Annotated in this window: 18 protein-coding genes; 6 read left to right on the top strand and 12 right to left on the bottom strand. The window is 55.7% G+C overall.

The genetic code is table 11. The features are described from left to right. Positions 1–350: 350 nt before the first annotated feature. Positions 351–1328: a YpdA family putative bacillithiol disulfide reductase gene (locus tag B5M42_RS01760; RefSeq protein ID WP_134748881.1), complete on the top strand. Its 978-nt coding sequence runs from the start codon at positions 351–353 to the stop codon at positions 1326–1328. Between the two features lie 123 nt (positions 1329–1451). Then, on the top strand, positions 1452–1748 hold the full coding sequence (locus B5M42_RS01755) for a hypothetical protein (RefSeq protein WP_134748883.1): 297 nt from the start codon (positions 1452–1454) through the stop codon (positions 1746–1748). A gap of 251 nt (positions 1749–1999) precedes the next feature. On the opposite strand, the gene B5M42_RS01750 is transcribed toward B5M42_RS01755, so the two are convergent. The 11 genes from B5M42_RS01750 to B5M42_RS01700 all read right to left on the bottom strand — a co-directional run bounded on the left by B5M42_RS01750 (position 2000) and on the right by B5M42_RS01700 (position 11075). After that, positions 2000–2785, bottom strand: coding sequence for a TatD family hydrolase (locus tag B5M42_RS01750; protein ID WP_230632570.1), 786 nt, complete (start codon positions 2783–2785; stop codon positions 2000–2002). Beyond that, on the bottom strand, positions 2772–3548 hold the full coding sequence (locus tag B5M42_RS01745) for an ABC transporter ATP-binding protein (RefSeq protein WP_230632568.1): 777 nt from the start codon (positions 3546–3548) through the stop codon (positions 2772–2774). Before B5M42_RS01745 ends, B5M42_RS01750 begins: the two co-directional genes overlap by 14 nt. Before the next feature lie 22 nt (positions 3549–3570). Beyond that, entirely contained in the window at positions 3571–4332 is a 762-nt protein-coding gene (locus tag B5M42_RS01740) for an ABC transporter permease (protein WP_134748889.1), read from the bottom strand. Beyond that, complete coding sequence (locus B5M42_RS01735) at positions 4329–4622, bottom strand: thiamine-binding protein (RefSeq protein WP_134748891.1); 294 nt, start codon at positions 4620–4622, stop codon at positions 4329–4331. The genes B5M42_RS01740 and B5M42_RS01735 overlap by 4 nt, the downstream gene beginning before the upstream one ends. A gap of 36 nt (positions 4623–4658) precedes the next feature. Next, positions 4659–5702: an ABC transporter substrate-binding protein gene (locus B5M42_RS01730; protein ID WP_134748893.1), complete on the bottom strand. Its 1044-nt coding sequence runs from the start codon at positions 5700–5702 to the stop codon at positions 4659–4661. 319 nt (positions 5703–6021) lie between these two features. Beyond that, on the bottom strand, positions 6022–6885 hold the full coding sequence (locus tag B5M42_RS01725) for a patatin-like phospholipase family protein (RefSeq protein WP_230632566.1): 864 nt from the start codon (positions 6883–6885) through the stop codon (positions 6022–6024). 122 nt (positions 6886–7007) lie between these two features. Continuing rightward, on the bottom strand, positions 7008–7253 hold the full coding sequence (locus tag B5M42_RS01720) for a TM2 domain-containing protein (RefSeq protein WP_134748895.1): 246 nt from the start codon (positions 7251–7253) through the stop codon (positions 7008–7010). Positions 7254–7354: 101 nt separating this feature from the next. Beyond that, on the bottom strand, positions 7355–7492 hold the full coding sequence (locus B5M42_RS01715; protein ID WP_167689541.1) for a hypothetical protein: 138 nt from the start codon (positions 7490–7492) through the stop codon (positions 7355–7357). 70 nt (positions 7493–7562) lie between these two features. Next, positions 7563–9155, bottom strand: coding sequence for a DUF3369 domain-containing protein (locus B5M42_RS01710; protein WP_134748897.1), 1593 nt, complete (start codon positions 9153–9155; stop codon positions 7563–7565). Further along, positions 9148–10638 (bottom strand): sensor histidine kinase, encoded by a 1491-nt coding sequence (locus B5M42_RS01705; RefSeq protein ID WP_134748899.1) that lies wholly within the window; start codon positions 10636–10638, stop codon positions 9148–9150. Before B5M42_RS01705 ends, B5M42_RS01710 begins: the two co-directional genes overlap by 8 nt. Before the next feature lie 56 nt (positions 10639–10694). Beyond that, on the bottom strand, positions 10695–11075 hold the full coding sequence (locus B5M42_RS01700; RefSeq protein ID WP_134748901.1) for a hypothetical protein: 381 nt from the start codon (positions 11073–11075) through the stop codon (positions 10695–10697). A gap of 310 nt (positions 11076–11385) precedes the next feature. On the opposite strand from B5M42_RS01700, the gene B5M42_RS01695 reads away from it, so the two are divergent. Continuing rightward, positions 11386–11703 carry a hypothetical protein gene (locus B5M42_RS01695; RefSeq protein WP_134748903.1) on the top strand — a complete coding sequence of 106 codons (318 nt, stop codon included), beginning with the start codon at positions 11386–11388 and terminating at the stop codon, positions 11701–11703. Positions 11704–11877: 174 nt separating this feature from the next. After that, positions 11878–12507, top strand: coding sequence for a uridine kinase (udk, locus tag B5M42_RS01690; RefSeq protein WP_134748905.1), 630 nt, complete (start codon positions 11878–11880; stop codon positions 12505–12507). Positions 12508–12608: 101 nt separating this feature from the next. Here the strand turns inward: udk and B5M42_RS01685 are convergent, their stop codons facing one another. Next, positions 12609–13157 carry a hypothetical protein gene (locus B5M42_RS01685; RefSeq protein ID WP_134748907.1) on the bottom strand — a complete coding sequence of 183 codons (549 nt, stop codon included), beginning with the start codon at positions 13155–13157 and terminating at the stop codon, positions 12609–12611. A 299-nt stretch (positions 13158–13456) separates the two neighbouring features. On the opposite strand from B5M42_RS01685, the gene B5M42_RS01680 reads away from it, so the two are divergent. Both B5M42_RS01680 and B5M42_RS25215 read left to right on the top strand, forming a co-directional pair. Beyond that, positions 13457–14572, top strand: a complete 1116-nt coding sequence (locus tag B5M42_RS01680; protein WP_134748909.1) for an aminopeptidase — start codon at positions 13457–13459, stop codon at positions 14570–14572. Between the two features lie 145 nt (positions 14573–14717). Continuing rightward, positions 14718–14852, top strand: coding sequence for a hypothetical protein (locus tag B5M42_RS25215; RefSeq protein ID WP_268999023.1), 135 nt, complete (start codon positions 14718–14720; stop codon positions 14850–14852). Positions 14853–14870 lie beyond the last annotated feature (18 nt).

The following is a 14870-nucleotide window of genomic DNA, read 5'->3' as shown; positions in this document are numbered from 1 at the left end:
GTGGTTGAACGATTTCATATGCGTAAGCCTGTGCATGCGCAGCTAGCGGCGCGGATCGGCAGTCAGCCGACTTCCCGCGCTGCCGAATCGTTGCTCGGTCAGTCCGATGGAAATGAAATAAACAGGTTCAAGCAGTGTAAGCATCGTCACGGTCGTCGACCTCCTTGGGGTTAAAGTTTGTGTTATCCAGACAACAACGTAATATTACCTGCTGTCAGAGTAAATTGTCAATAATTTTGATAAAAAATAATGTTTGAGTATATAAAAAAAATCTATTGATTTTCATGGTAACCAAGTAGCGGATGCGGTAGTATGGGGGTGATACGTGTTAGGTCAGGAGGTTGATTCGCATGGAAAACGTCATCGTCATCGGCGCAGGCCCTTGCGGTTTGGCTGCTGCCGTTGCGCTGCAGCGGGCCGGGCTTTCCCCGCTTGTGATTGAGAAGCATAATATCGTGCATTCGATTTATTTGTATCCGACGTTTTTGCAATTTTTCAGTACGGCCGAGCTGCTTGAAATCGGCGAATATCCGTTTGTGAGCCCGCACGACAAGCCTTATCGGCAGGAAGCGCTGGTCTATTACCGCGAGGTGGCGCGGCGCGAGCAGCTGCGGATTCACGCTTACGAGGAGGCGTTGCTGCTGGAACGGCGCGCAGAAGGCGGCTACATTGTGCATACGGCCGACCGCTTCGCGCGGCCCCATACATACGAGGCGCGGCATGTCGTCGTCGCCACGGGGTATTTTGACCAACCGAACTGGCTGGGCATTCCCGGCGAAGAGCTGTCCAAGGTGTCCCATTATTACCGTGAAGCTCACCCGTATACAGGCACAAAGGTGGCGATTATCGGCGGCAGCAATTCAGCAGTCGATGCGGCTATGGACCTTTTGCGCGCCGGCGCCGAAGTGACGGTTGTTTATCGGGGCGCGGGCTATTCGCCGAGCATCAAGCCGTGGGTGCGGCCGCTTTTTGAAAGCATGGTCAACAAGGGGCGTATCCGCCTGCTGCTGGAGTCGCAAGTCGAACAGATCGGCGAAACGTTCGTTCGCGTTCGCGGCCGTGACGGCGGCTGTCTGGAGCTGGATAACGATTTCGTGCTTGCGTTGACCGGATTTCGCCCGGAACGCAAGCTGCTGAGCGATGCAGGCGTCGGCATCGACGAGGAGCGCGGCACGCCGGTGTACGATCCAGACACGATGGAAACCGATGTTCCGGGCTTGTATGTTGCCGGCGTTGTGGCCTCGGCCAAAGAAGACGCCAACGAAATTTTCATCGAAACGGGCCGTCTGCACGGCTTGCGCATTGCCGGGCATATCGCGGGGAAATAGTCGCGCGGCGCAATTGAAAAAATCGGGATTTTATCGGACAAACTCTTCCATTAAGAACAAATGTTTGGTATACTAAAGTTACATTCAAACACATGTTCTCAAGACGAAGGAGGTTGTTACCCGATGAATACAAGTCACAATTACCGCTTTATCGAACGCGATTATTGGTACAAGAAAGCATCCAGCGGCGGCAATCTCCCACCGTCGCAGATTGACGACATGCTCGACCGAACAGATTTGCCTTATTGCGATCTGACGTTTAAATTTTTCGACGACGGTTCCTTGCTCATTGTCGACAACGATACGAATCAGCATCTGCAGCCGCGGGATTTGACCGGCGCTGCCTTTGATTTCTACGTGCGCAAGCGAATTGAGCAAATTCGCTCCAATTTGCTGGAGAAGCAACTGCAGTACGCATGAGCCAACTAAAAAACGCAGCGTGGTCCGTCCTTACGGCGGAGCAAACTGCGTTTTTTATTTATCGCTTGATTTGGCCCGCCCAACAACCCGGCAAAGCAATTTTCTTTCGTGGCTCTGCGCTTCACATCTGCGGCATGCCGGCTCGGCCTTCTCCCTGTCCTTGTCTTCAAACGCCAAGCCCCTCTTCGCTGCTGCAAGCCTTGAGCCGCTAGGAGATAAAGCTTGCAGCAGGGCGCCGGTCTGAGGGCTTCCTAAAGGGCGTAGAAACGCTTTGTATTGGCGTAGAGCGCCTCCGCTGCGGCTTCGACAGACAGCTCCTTAATGGCGGCAATTTGTTCGATCGCCCCCAGGACCATCGCCGGCTCGGTCAGCGGCCGGGCATAAGCGCCTTCGTAGGCCCAAGGTCCGTCGGTTTCCACCATCATCAGCTCCAGCGGGTAGATGCGGACCAATTCGCGGATTTCCGGCTCATTGTGGACATCGGGCGTGATCGAAATGAAGTAGCCGGCTGCGATCATTCGCCGCACGGTTTCCAGCGGGCCCTTGAACCAATGAAAATGCGCTTTGCTTACGCCTCTTTGCTCCAACAGATCGCAGACAAGAGCTGCATCCTCGTAGACAGCGTGCAGCACGACAGGCTTGTTGAGCTCTTTCGCCAGCTGCAGCTGCTTGTCCAGCAGCTCCACATAGGGAGCGAGCTCGAACGGCTCGTTTTTGCTTTCCGCTTCCTTCCTGCTGTAATACGGCAGGCCAATCTCGCCAATCGCTGCCGCTTCAGCGGCGTTGGCGGTCATCCACGCCAGCAGCTCGTTAAGCTCCGCTTCAGCGGGAACGGCCTGCTCGGGGTGATAGCCGTATGCAGCGACTACACGTCCCGGATAGCGATGCTTCCACGCTTGTGTGGTGCGGCACGACGTCAAATGGAGCGATACGGCGATCACCGCTTCGACGCCGGTCTGCGGGAGGCGCTCCAGAATGCCGGCGATGTCGGCTTCGTTATAGAGATCGAGATGAATATGAGCGTCAATGGCTGGCATGGCTAATCTCCTCCTTACGTAAAAGCGCATACAGCTCGCTGCGCAGCCGGCCAAACGCCGGATCGCTCAGCACGTCCTCGCGGCGCGGGCGGGCGAACGGCACAACGATTTCGCGCAGCACCTTGGCCGGCTTGTCGGAAAGCACATAGATCCGGTCTGACATATACAGCGCTTCGTCGATGCTGTGCGTAACGAGCAGCACGGCTCGCTTGCTCGTTTCCCACAGATCGAGCAGCCAGCTCTGCATCTGCGTCCGCGTCAACGCGTCGAGCGCGCCAAACGGCTCGTCCAGACAGAGCAGCCGGTGCGGGCCGAGCATGGCGCGCACGAACGATACGCGCTGCTGCATGCCGCCGGAAAGCGCATGCGGATACTCGCGTTCGAAGCCGCCTAGCCCGGCCTTCGCCAGCCACTCGCGCGCGAGCGCCTTGTCCTTGACCGTCACCGGACCGGCGACTTCCCGCGCCAGCAGCGCATTGGCTTCGACGCTGCGCCACGGCAGCAGCGCCGGCTGCTGCGGCATATAGCCGACAAGTCCGCGTCGGCCGTTAATGCGCTGACCGTCCAGCCGCACCTCACCGGCGTCCGGCTCGTACAAGCCGCCGATCAGGTGGAACAGCGTGCTTTTGCCGCTGCCCGAAGGTCCGATCAGCGAGACGAATTCGCCTTCGTCTACATGCAGCGTTACGCCGCCGAGCACGTTGACGGTTTGCGTTGCGCCGGCAAAGCCCATTTCAATTCCATTCAGCTCCAGTTTGCTCACGGCAAGCCTCCTCCCTGCTTCGCTAGCGTTTGACATTCCAACGGATTACGCGCTTTTCCAGCCAGACGATCAACCTCCAAAACGATAAACTTAACGCGATGATGATGACAATGGCAATAAACTCCCGATCGACCCGATAGCTCGATTTTTGCAAAATCATATAATACCCGAGACCTTCCGAACCGCCAAGCCATTCGGCGATAACGGCGCCCATGACGCTGTAGGTGGCGGAAATTTTCAATCCCGAGAAGACGAACGGCAGCGCATAAGGCAGCTCCAGCTTGGCGAACAGCTGATATTTGCCTGCGCCGAGCATTTGCATATAATTATAGGCCGTGCGATCGGTACGCGCGAAGCCGTCGAGCGTGCTCATGCAAACAGGGAAAAAGCAGACGAGCACAATCAGAATCAGCTTGGGCAGCAGTCCGAACCCGAACCAGATGATCAATAGCGGTCCGATGGCAATGGTCGGCACGTTCTGGCTGACGATTAACAGCGGATAAAGCGCCGCTTTGAGCAGCGGAGCCAGATGCAGCAAGCAGGCCAGCGCAATGCCGATGCCGGCGCCCAGCACAAAGCCCAGCAGCACAATGCGTACAGTCGCTGCTGTATGCATGCCGATGCGAGGCAACGCATTTGACGCCTCGGCGATGATTTGCAGTGGGCTGGGCAGCAGCCAGCCCTCCACCCAGCCGCACGATACGGCAAGCTGCCATACAAGCAGCAGAAGGATGACCGCGCTTACCGGCGGCCATCCTGCTTGAATCCACTTTTTGAGCTTCACGGACGATATTTCTCCGTCAGCTTGTCCATCGACGCGCCGGCGGGGTTGAAATAAATTTTGACCTGCGAAATGACGCTGGGGCTGCCCATCGCAATCATGGCGTCGTTCATCTGCTCGATGATGCCAAGCAGCACGCTCAATTCGCCTTCCATCGTTGTCTCCAGCGGGCTGACCAAATACTTCACGCCCGATTGGGCGATCACTTCAATCGCCCGGTCTACGTAAGGGATGATATCGTCATTATTTTTCGTTTTCGGCAAAATCTGAATGCTGACCAAAGCATTAGCCAATCGTAACCCCTCCTTCACTGATCGTGCAACGCTCCGCTACTTGGAGCCTGGCAGGAAATCGTTTGTAAACGCCGCTTGCGCGTCGAGCTTTTTGTCCAGCAGCTTGTGCTCCAGCATCCAGTCGGCATAGCCTTCCCAGACGCTTTGCTTTTGCTCGCCCCAGCGCGGCGCATCGTCCTTGTAACGCGGGCTGAGCCATTTCTGGCTGGCGACGACGAGCTTCGGATCCAGATCGGGCACGGCTTTGATCAAAATATTTGCGGCCTCCTCCGGCTTGTCGATCGCGAACTGGTAGCCTTTGGCGGCACCGGCGACGAACGCTTTGACGATCTCCGGCTTGTCCTTGATCATCTTCTCGCTTGTAGCCAGCACCGGCGTATAATAATCCAGCTTGTCCGAATATTGGTTCAAATAAATCATGTTGGTCGGCTCGTTGCGCAGCTCGGCGTCGATGCCTGTCCAGGCGTAATAAATCCAGGCAAAATCAATGTCGCGTTTGACAGCGGTGAAATAGTCGGCTTCACCGATGTTGACGATTTTCACCTTGGACGGGTCGGCGTTCTCGGCTTGCATCAGCGATTCAATCATCGCATTTTCCGCGGGGGAGCCCCAGCCGCCATAGGTTTTGCCAACGAAATCCTTGGGCGTTTTGATATTCTTGCCCGCCGGGGAAGCAAAGCCCGAGGTATTATGCTGGATAACAGCGGCCAGCGACACAATCGGCACGCCTTGAATGCGGCCTTGGGTAATGCCCTCCTGATAGCTGACGCCAAATTCGGCCGCTCCGCTGGCCACCATCGCATCGGCGCCGCTTTCGCCTGGCTGCACGATCTCGACGTTCAAGCCTTCCTGTTCAAAAAATCCCTGATCCTTGGCGACATACAGCCCGGTATGGTTCGTGTTTGGCGTCCAGTCCAGCACGACCTTTACGTTCGTCAGCGGCTTGGCCGCTTCCTTGGTTGCTGCTGGCTGTGCAGAAGCGCCTGGCGATGACGAAGCTTCGCCGCCTGCTTGCGAGCAGCCAGACGCGATCAGGCCCAAGCTGAGCAGCAGCGCCGGTGCAATTCGATTCCATTTCATTGTGTACAGTCTCTCCCCTCATGTTCGAACCCAAACGAAAAGCCCCCGGTTCGCGGGAGCGCAGCAGCTTGCGCAAAACAAAAATCCGTTCAGGAATTACCCGAACGGATGGTTCATTCGTGCACATTCTCTAGCTGGCATTATCCAGACAGATTCTGACGGTCAGCGGATTCATCCGCACTCTCAGCCTGATTCTCAAGCTCCCGTGGGCTTATTTGGTTTGTTATTACCATACACTATACGTGGCGGGAAATCAATGGCTTCCCGCATATTTTCCGCGTTCGTTCGACACCGCCCGTCTCAGCACGCCGGCAGCCGGCTATCCTCCGAGCCATTCCTTGAGCCGTCCGGTAAGCCGGCTTGCGTCGCTGTAGCCCAGCTCATACAGCTGCTGCAGCTTATCTTTGTTTTTCTCCATGCGGCCGACCAGTGGATTGACCGACGGTCGAATGACCAGCGCTTGTCCCGATTGTTCCAGGCTGTCGATCAGCTCCAGCGTGCCGTTGTAAATCTCGCTGCGGCTGATCAGCACATCGAGCAGTCCGTTATAGCGCGGATAGACCGTTTTGGCCAGCCAGCGCTGCTTGAACGGCCGTTTGCGGTAGCCCGCTTCCTTGGTCAAAATAATCAGATGCCGTTTGTTGCCGTCCCGGATCGATTTCTGCACCGGAATCGGATCGACCAGCCCCCCGTCGAACAAGATGCGCTCCTGAAACCGGATCGGCTCGGATACAAACGGTAAGCTGCTGGAGGCTTGTACAATTTGCATCGTCCGTTCGCCCAGCTCCTGCTTCGTATAATAAACCGCTTCTCCGGTAAAAGCGTCCGTCGTCCCGATGGCAAACTGCTGCGGCGAATCGTAGAAAGCCTGATAATCAAACAATTCCAGCTGGTTGGGCAGCAGGTTAAAAATAAAATCCATACCGAAAATGCTCTTGTAACGAATCAAGTTGCGATAGCTCAAATAACGGGAATCGTGAATGTACCCGATCGTGACCTTGTGATTGCGCCCGCGCTGGCGCGAAATATAGGAGGTGGCGTTGCAGGCACCGGCTGACACGCCCACGACATACGGAAAATATATGTTTTGATCCATTAGAAAGTCCAGTACGCCGGCTGTATATACGCCTCTCATACCTCCGCCTTCCAACACGAGTCCGACATCGTTCATGACTAACACCATCTTCCCTTCCTATCTCCTCAAAATGCTCCGGCCCCTCCAATAGCATACAGGAAATGGCTGCGAAAATAAATGTCGGATTCTCCGTATTTCGACAGCGGCAGCGCGCATCAGCGTCGGCGGACCTAGCTGCGGGCCGAGCGCTGCGGGGCAAACACTTTATCTTCTTCCAACCACTTTTGCAGCAGAAATAAATCGACAATCCACCAAATCGATGTCACCAGCAGTCCCACAAAGCTCAGCGACAGCACCAGCTGGGCGATCGCAGTTCTGGGCTTGTCCATATAAAAGCGGAGACCGCCGAACCACCCCAAGAAATACCATATCAGCAGCGCTTTTTTACGACTTTTGCCCTGCATCTGTTGCTTCATCGTTCCCTGCTCCCCTACATAAAAAGTTCTCGTCTTGTAAAAGAGTACCACAGGCTGCTTGCTGCAAACAAGCAAAAAGCCCCGTGCGGGGCTTTGCGGAGCTACTGCTCGTTTTTGCTGATGTTGTTAAGGCTTGGCGGGAAAGAATCGGCTTTGTGCGGCTGCAGCGTCTGGCTTTCTTCCTTGAAGCTGCTTTTGTTTTGCTGGTTGTCCTTTTTGTCGGCGCGGTTGTTTGGCATAGGCTCACCTCCGTTGCTGCCGCTTAGTATGAGATGGTTATTGCCCTTTTATCCCGCTTGCGCCGCTGCTTCAGGACGGATTTTCTTTGTACATCTCCTTGATGGCCAGAAATTCGTCGAGATGGTTGAGAAACAAATCGACAATCGCCGGATCGAAGTGCCGGCCGCGCTCTTCCTGGAGCAGTGCTAGCACGCGGTCGAGCTCCCACGCTTTTTTGTACACCCGGTCGCTGCATAAGGCGTCAAATACGTCGGCCAGCGCTGTAATCCGCCCGTACAAATGAATGTCCTCTCCCTTGAGCCCTTGCGGATACCCGCTTCCGTCAAATTTCTCGTGATGCTGGCGGGCAATGATTGCAGCAGCCGTCAGCACCTGCTTGTTGGAGTGCTTGAGCATCTCGTAGCCGATGGCGGCATGCGTCTTCATCGTCGCAAACTCTTCCTCCGTCAGCTTGCCGGGCTTATTGAGAATTGCATCGGGAATGCCTACCTTGCCGACATCATGCATCGGCGATGCCAGCCGGATCACTTCGGCCTCCGATTCGGGCAAGCCGTATTTCAAAGCCAGCAGCCGCGAATATTCAGCGACGCGCTTGACATGATGGCCGGTTTCCTTGGAACGGGTTTCCGTAATTTCACCCATTGTGAAAATAATTTCCTTTTGCGTACTTTCCAGCTCTTCGTTCAAATACAAATTCTCGAAGGCGACCGAGACGTTGGCGCAATAAATGTCAATGAGATAACGCTCCCATTCGCCGAGCTGCTGGAAGCCGTCCATATAGACCACATTTTCGACGCCCATTTTGCTTTGAAAATAAATGACGACGCAGTCGGAGCTGTAGCAGCTGGCTTTCGTCTGAAATGCCCGCTCAATCGCTTCCATAACTGCCGGAGGCGCGACCTCGCGCGCTTTGCGGTCGCTTTGGCAGGCATAGTCACCGCTGGCTGCGAGGATATAGATGTCTTCCTGGCCGCGGGTGACGGCAAGTCCGCAATGCAGCGCGCTTTGGCTGACGCCGACAATCGACGTCATTTGCAGCAGCACGCCGGAGGCGAATTTTTTCATCGATTGCAGCTCAAACAGCGCAGCCGACGATTTGATAATTTCCTCCAGGCCAAGCCGGCTTCTCTCGATCGTTCGAATATCGCGGTACGAGCGGAGCGACGAAACGACCGTGGTGAACAGCTTTTGCGAGGTTAATTCGGTTTTTTCCTTGTAATCGTTGATGTCGTAGTTCATGATAATCGTCTGCTCGGGAGCTTGTCCGGGCTGGCCGGTGCGCAAAATGATACGGATCGCGCGGTTATTCAGCTCTTCGCGGATATATTTGACGATCTGCAGGCCGGAATCGTCCTGCTCCATGACGACATCGAGCAGGATCAAAGCGGCGTCAGGATGATCGTGCAGTAGCTTTTTCGCTTCTTGAGCCGAATAGGCGCTGTGGAAGATCAGCCTTTTGCCATCGAATTCAAAATCGTGCAGCACCATGCGGGTGACTTGATGAATCTGCTTTTCGTCGTCGACCAGCAGCACCTTCCAGACGCCCTTGTCGGCGCGGTCGCTTGGCTCGAACGCTGTTGCATCCTCGTCGGCAAACAGCAGCGTATCTTCTTCATCGGCAAACAACAGCTCGTCGTCAGGCGAATCGTTGACATTAGACATGGGCGGGTTCCTCCTCCTTCGGGAAATCGATATCAAACAGCGTTCCTTTGCCAACCGTGCTCGTGCACGTAATCGAGCCGCCCAGCGATTGAGTCACCAGATTGTACACGATGTTCATGCCAAGTCCGGTGCCGCCGCGCGCACGGCTGGTCGTAAAAAACGGGTCGAAAATTTTGTCCAGCACGTCCTGCTTCATCCCCCGGCCGTCATCGGCGTATACGAGATGAACCCGATCTTGCGTCAGCTGCACGCGGATCGTCAGATTGCCTTCTTCCTCCGGGTCAAAGGCGTGATTCAGCGAATTCATGACCAGATTGGTGACGATTTGCGACACCGCGCCGGGATACGTATAAACGGTCAGGTTGTCGGGACATTGCAGTGTGACCCGCTGCTTGGTTTTTTTGATCGTCGGCTTGAGGCTGATAATGATTTCCCGCAGATATTCGCTGAGCTGGATCGTCCGTTTGACCTCGACGCTCTGATCGACGGAAATTTGCTTGAAGCTGCGGATCAGCGCCGATGCGCGCTGCAGATTGGCTTGCACCATATCGTTCGTTTCCTTGACCGTCGCCAGAAAATGCTCCAGATCGGATTTTTTCATTTTCCCGCCGGCAAACAGCTCGGCGAATTCCTTCGTTTTTTGCTCCAGATAGGAAACAGCGGTCACGCCGATGCCGATCGGGGTATTGATTTCATGCGAAACGCCGGCGACCAGACTGCCCAGCGCTCCCATCTTCTCCGACTGAACCAGCTGAGCCTGCGTATGCTGCAGGGTATCGAGCGCCAGCTGCAGCTCGCGGTAACGATCTTTGAGGTTCGTCACCATATCGTTGAAGGCGTCGGATACCTCTTCGATTTCCGGCGACGCTACGAATGCCAGACGCGGCAGCGCCTCTCCCTGCTTGACGAGCACCGCGGCTTGACGCAGCTTGGTCAGCGGCACGATGACGATTTGCCGGATGATCAGCCAGAGTAGAATCAGCAGCAGGCCCGCGGAGACGGCCCCGACAATCACGTTGCTGGTCACACGGCGTTTGAGGAGCGCGGCTTCCTCGGCGTTGTCAAACAGCACCTCGACGGCGCCGACAACCTGGCCGTCCTCCAGCAGCGGCGCGATGAGCCGGATCGTCGGAATGCCGCGTATGTTCATGGGCAGCCGATCGACAAGCGTCGTGTCCTGCTCGGGCAGCCGCACCTCGTCCGGAGCAAGCGAGCGGTTGATTTCATTGCGATTGGAGGAAGCCAGAATGAGTCCGTCTTTGTTATAAAGCTTTAGCGCAAGCACGCGCCTGTTTTTATACTTGATGTAATCAAAAATCTGCTGGACGTCCTGTACCGAACGCGATTCCTCGTACCGGCCGTTGATCGCGATGGTCATGCCGCTGATTTGGCTGACGTTGGCTTGCTTGACCGCATTGTTCAAGCTCATCGTATCCGCGCCCATGATGATGGACAACATGAGCAGCGTCGTGACGGTGACCATGAGCACGATCCTTTTTTGCAAACTGGTTCTTGTATGAAAGACTCGCACGCGCTCCCCTACTTTACTTCAAAATCGATCGATTGGCTGACGTCATACGGGGTGTGATCGTTATTGTGCAGCGACAGCTTGACGTTATGCGGGCCTTGGGACAGGTCGGTCAGCTCGGTATGGTCCTCGGTCACGATGATATTCTCGCCGTTGTCGACGGACATATGAATATGGCCTTCGCCGGGCACGCGCTCCTGATTGTAGTGCTCTTTGGAAATAATGAGATCGGTCTTGATGGCGATTGCAGCCGTCGTGCCATTCACGGTGACGGTTGCCTCAAGATACGGCTTCTTCTCTCCGGCCTGAGTGCCATTGGTTGGTGTGCTGCTGCAGCCTGTCAGTATGGTCAATCCGCAGGTCAGGATGCAAATCGCGGAAATCCATTTCATTTGGAACATCTCCTTGTCGTTTTGTAAATCGGCAGACTGCATGCGCAGATGATTAGATGATTATTAGCTTAAAAAGAATCGTCCGATTTGTCCATCCTCTTGTTGATTCGCGGCATCTCGGCAAAATCCCTGCGCAATCTGCGCCAAAGCGCAAGTCGTTGCTGTCGAATCTGCGGAGCCGGGGGCGGATTTTGCGCTTGCCCGGGAAATAGCCGGTTTTTCGGGAAATGGTGCATGATTTGCTCCCTTTTGGCGCAATGTAGTAAGGTAATGCCCGACATCATGACAATGACGTGAGGAGGAAGCGCCGATGGTCGATACCCGACAGCATCAGCAGCCGCTGCAGCATGCGCTGGACGCGGCCGAGCATGCGATTCTGCTCGCTCAGGAAGCGGAGCGCAAACTGCAGGCGGCCATGACACAAGCCGATCCGCAGGCGATTGCTTCGGCCCAAGCCGAGCTCGGTCACGCCAAACGGCAGGTTGCCGATGCCAACAGCCAGCTGGACGCCTACAATAAGGAGCCATACGCGCAGCAAATCAAACAGACGCTTGAGCAGCTGCATCAGGCCGCCCAGGATCTGGACGTCAACCAAGCCAAATCCACGACGCCCAAGCAGATTCGGTAACAGCTACACGGTGAAAAAGCGGTCGCTTTGCGATCGTTTTTTTCGTATTTGCAGGCGGTACAAGATTCATTCAGACGCCCGCAGCGCCGGTGCGGAATCCGTTTTCACTTTATGAAGATTATGTTAAACTGAGTGAGTGGCTTAATCAAGTAATGCGGGGAGGCTTAGGGGCGCATGCTCGTGATCGGTATTGCCGGCGGCACCGGGTCGGGAAAAACAACGGTGGCCCGTTCGATTATGGACAGGCTGGGACCAGCGCAAGTTACGCTGATCTCTCAAGACAATTATTATGCGAACCGCGACGGGCTGACGCTTGAGCAGCGCGAGCGGATTAATTACGACCACCCGAACGCTTTTGAAAATGAGCTGCTGCTTGCTCATTTGCAGGAGCTGCGCGCCGGGCGCAGCGTGGAAATTCCCGTGTATGACTTTTCCCGGCATCTGCGCGCCGGTCACACGATCCGGATCGAGGTCAAGCCTGTCGTCGTAATCGAAGGCATCCACGTGTTGACTGATGCAGCGCTGCGGCAGGCGCTGGATGTCAAGGTTTTCGTCGATACGGATCCGGATATCCGCATTTTGCGCCGGGTGGCCCGGGATATCGAAGAGCGCGGCCGGACGTTTCATTCGGTGTTCGAGCAATACGTGACCACGGTAAAGCCGATGCATGACGCTTTTATTGAGCCGTCGAAGAAATACGCCGACATCATTATTCCCGAAGGCGGGCAAAACGAAATCGGCATCTGCATGTTGACTTCATTGACTGAGCGGCTGCTTGATGATCGGGCTGCGCAGCTGACCTGAACGCTTTTTTCCATACCGACATAGCTGGCGGCCCTGGCTCCTGCATAAGCAGAAGTCAGGGCCGCTTTCTGTTGGCGTGCGTCTGTCCGGCAAAGGGATGATCAGGAATGCAAGGGCTCCCCCGGCAGGATCAGCTCCCAACGATGGCTCCACGCTTCCAGCTTGGGGTGCAGCGGGACATGGAATCGCGGAACAATCAGCAGCCGCAGCTCCTTGATCCATTCCTGAAAGCTCGGATACGTCACGAACAAATTGGCATAACGGTCGCTTAAAGCCAGAAAAAACGGACCGTGATGTTTTTCGGTCAAAAAGCGCAGCGAGGTGTCCAGCGGCGTATATTTTTTGCGCTTGCCCTCCCATTGATCGAGCTCGACGGGAATCGGAAGCGCACAAGCTTCGATGGTTGTTTGCAGCTGTTTGACGCGGCTGTAGAATGGACTCGCGCAAGCTATGCCCATGCGACGCAACGTTTCTTCATGCTGCGGATACAGCACCACGCGTGCGAATTTGCGCGATGCGGCCCAAGCAACCAGCGCAAGGACCTCCTCTTCCGTCCAATCCTCGAACGTTTCAAACACGAACAAGCATCCCCGGCGCGACGCCTTGGGCGGTTCGTAGCCGAAAGGCACCTTTTCTTGACGGTGAGCCATAGCGTTTCACTCCCCTTTCATGCAGCAGCGCTTCGTTTCGTTTTGGTTAGGTTCCGCAATCGCGGCGTTCTCCATTCAACCCGGCGCTCGGACTTTACGCTATTGATTCGATGGCGGGTCGGGAAAACCCTGCAAGATGGCGTTACCCGCCGCGCTGGTGCTTGTACTGTACAGAACCCTGGAACCCCGGAACCCCCTCCCATCCTTTCCGGGCGGTTGTCCTGATTCGCTTCCGTTCGGCGGTTTGGCTATAATAAAGGCATCCTGCCATCCACAGACAAGGAGCTGAGAAGCAGCCTATGAGAGATCCGCGTCTTCAAACGTTCGCCCGCAACATCATCCGTTATTCCGTCGATTTGCAGCCCGGTGAAAATATTCTGATCGAGCTGATCGGCGTCCCCGATCCGGAAGTCGGCAAATGCCTGATTGAAGAGGCCTATGCAGCCGGCGGCCGACCGTTCCTGGAGCTGCGACACCCCTCCCTTACCCGCAGCCTGCAGCTGCAAGGCAGCGCGGAGCAATTCGCCCAATGGGCCGAATTCGAGCTGACGCGCATGCGCGAAATGCACGCATACGTTGCGATTCGCAGCGGAGACAACGTGACCGAGCTCGCCGACGTGCCGGAGAGCCAGATGAAGCTGTATGCAACTTATGTTCAGCGGCCGGTGTTCGCCCGACGCATCAATCATACAAAATGGTGCGTCATGCGCTATCCGAACGCATCGATGGCGCAATTGTCCGGCACGAGTACGGAAGCGTTCGAGGATTTTTATTTTCAAGTGTGCAATCTGGATTATAGCAAAATGGCTGCGGCGATGGAGCCGCTGGTGGCGCTGATGAACCGCACTGACCGGGTACGGCTCGTCGCTCCGGGAACCGACCTGTCGTTCTCGATCAAGGATATTCCCGCCGTGCCTTGCTCCGGACGCCGCAACATCCCCGACGGCGAAGTGTACACCGCTCCGGTCAAGGATTCCGTGAACGGAGTCATTCGCTACAATACGCCAACGATTTATGCCGGCACGTCGTTCGAGCAGATCGAGCTGCGCTTTGCAAATGGGCGGATTGTCGAAGCGACGGGCAGCAACACGAAGCGGCTGAACGAAATTCTCGATACGGACGAAGGCGCGCGGTATATCGGCGAATTCGCGATCGGTGTCAATCCCTATATTCAACACCCGATGAAGGACATTTTGTTTGATGAAAAAATCGACGGCAGCCTCCACTTTACTCCCGGTCAGGCGTACGAAACTGCGGACAATACGAACCGCTCCTCGGTACATTGGGATATGGTGCTGATCCAGCGGCCCGAATACGGCGGCGGCGATATTTATTTTGACGACGTGCTGGTGCGCCGGGACGGACGTTTTGTTCTGCCGGAGCTGGAAGGGCTGAATCCCGAACGGTTGAAGTAGAATGAAAGCTGCGCAAGGCGCTGATTGTCCGATGACCAAGGAACGAAAATCCGGTCGTTGGCGGAGCGAAGCGGCTGGCAAATGATCCCGCGTATGTCCCTTTCACCGCTCGCACAAGCTGTGTAGCGACGGGAGGTGAATCACGATGAGCGGCCGAAACAACCATCCGAAAAACAACGGTCCTGCCGCCAGCCCTTCCCGGCTTGATCAGTTCGGGGAAAAAGCGGAAGAGCAGGAAAAACAGGAAAGCAAACGCCGAAATAAGCCCGGCGGCTGCTGACAAAATGTTGCTGAACGG

This window comes from Paenibacillus athensensis, from assembly GCF_004514475.2.
Lineage (GTDB): Bacteria > Bacillota > Bacilli > Paenibacillales > NBRC-103111 > Paenibacillus_AL > Paenibacillus_AL athensensis.
This window is presented reverse-complemented; position numbering and strand designations above follow the sequence as displayed.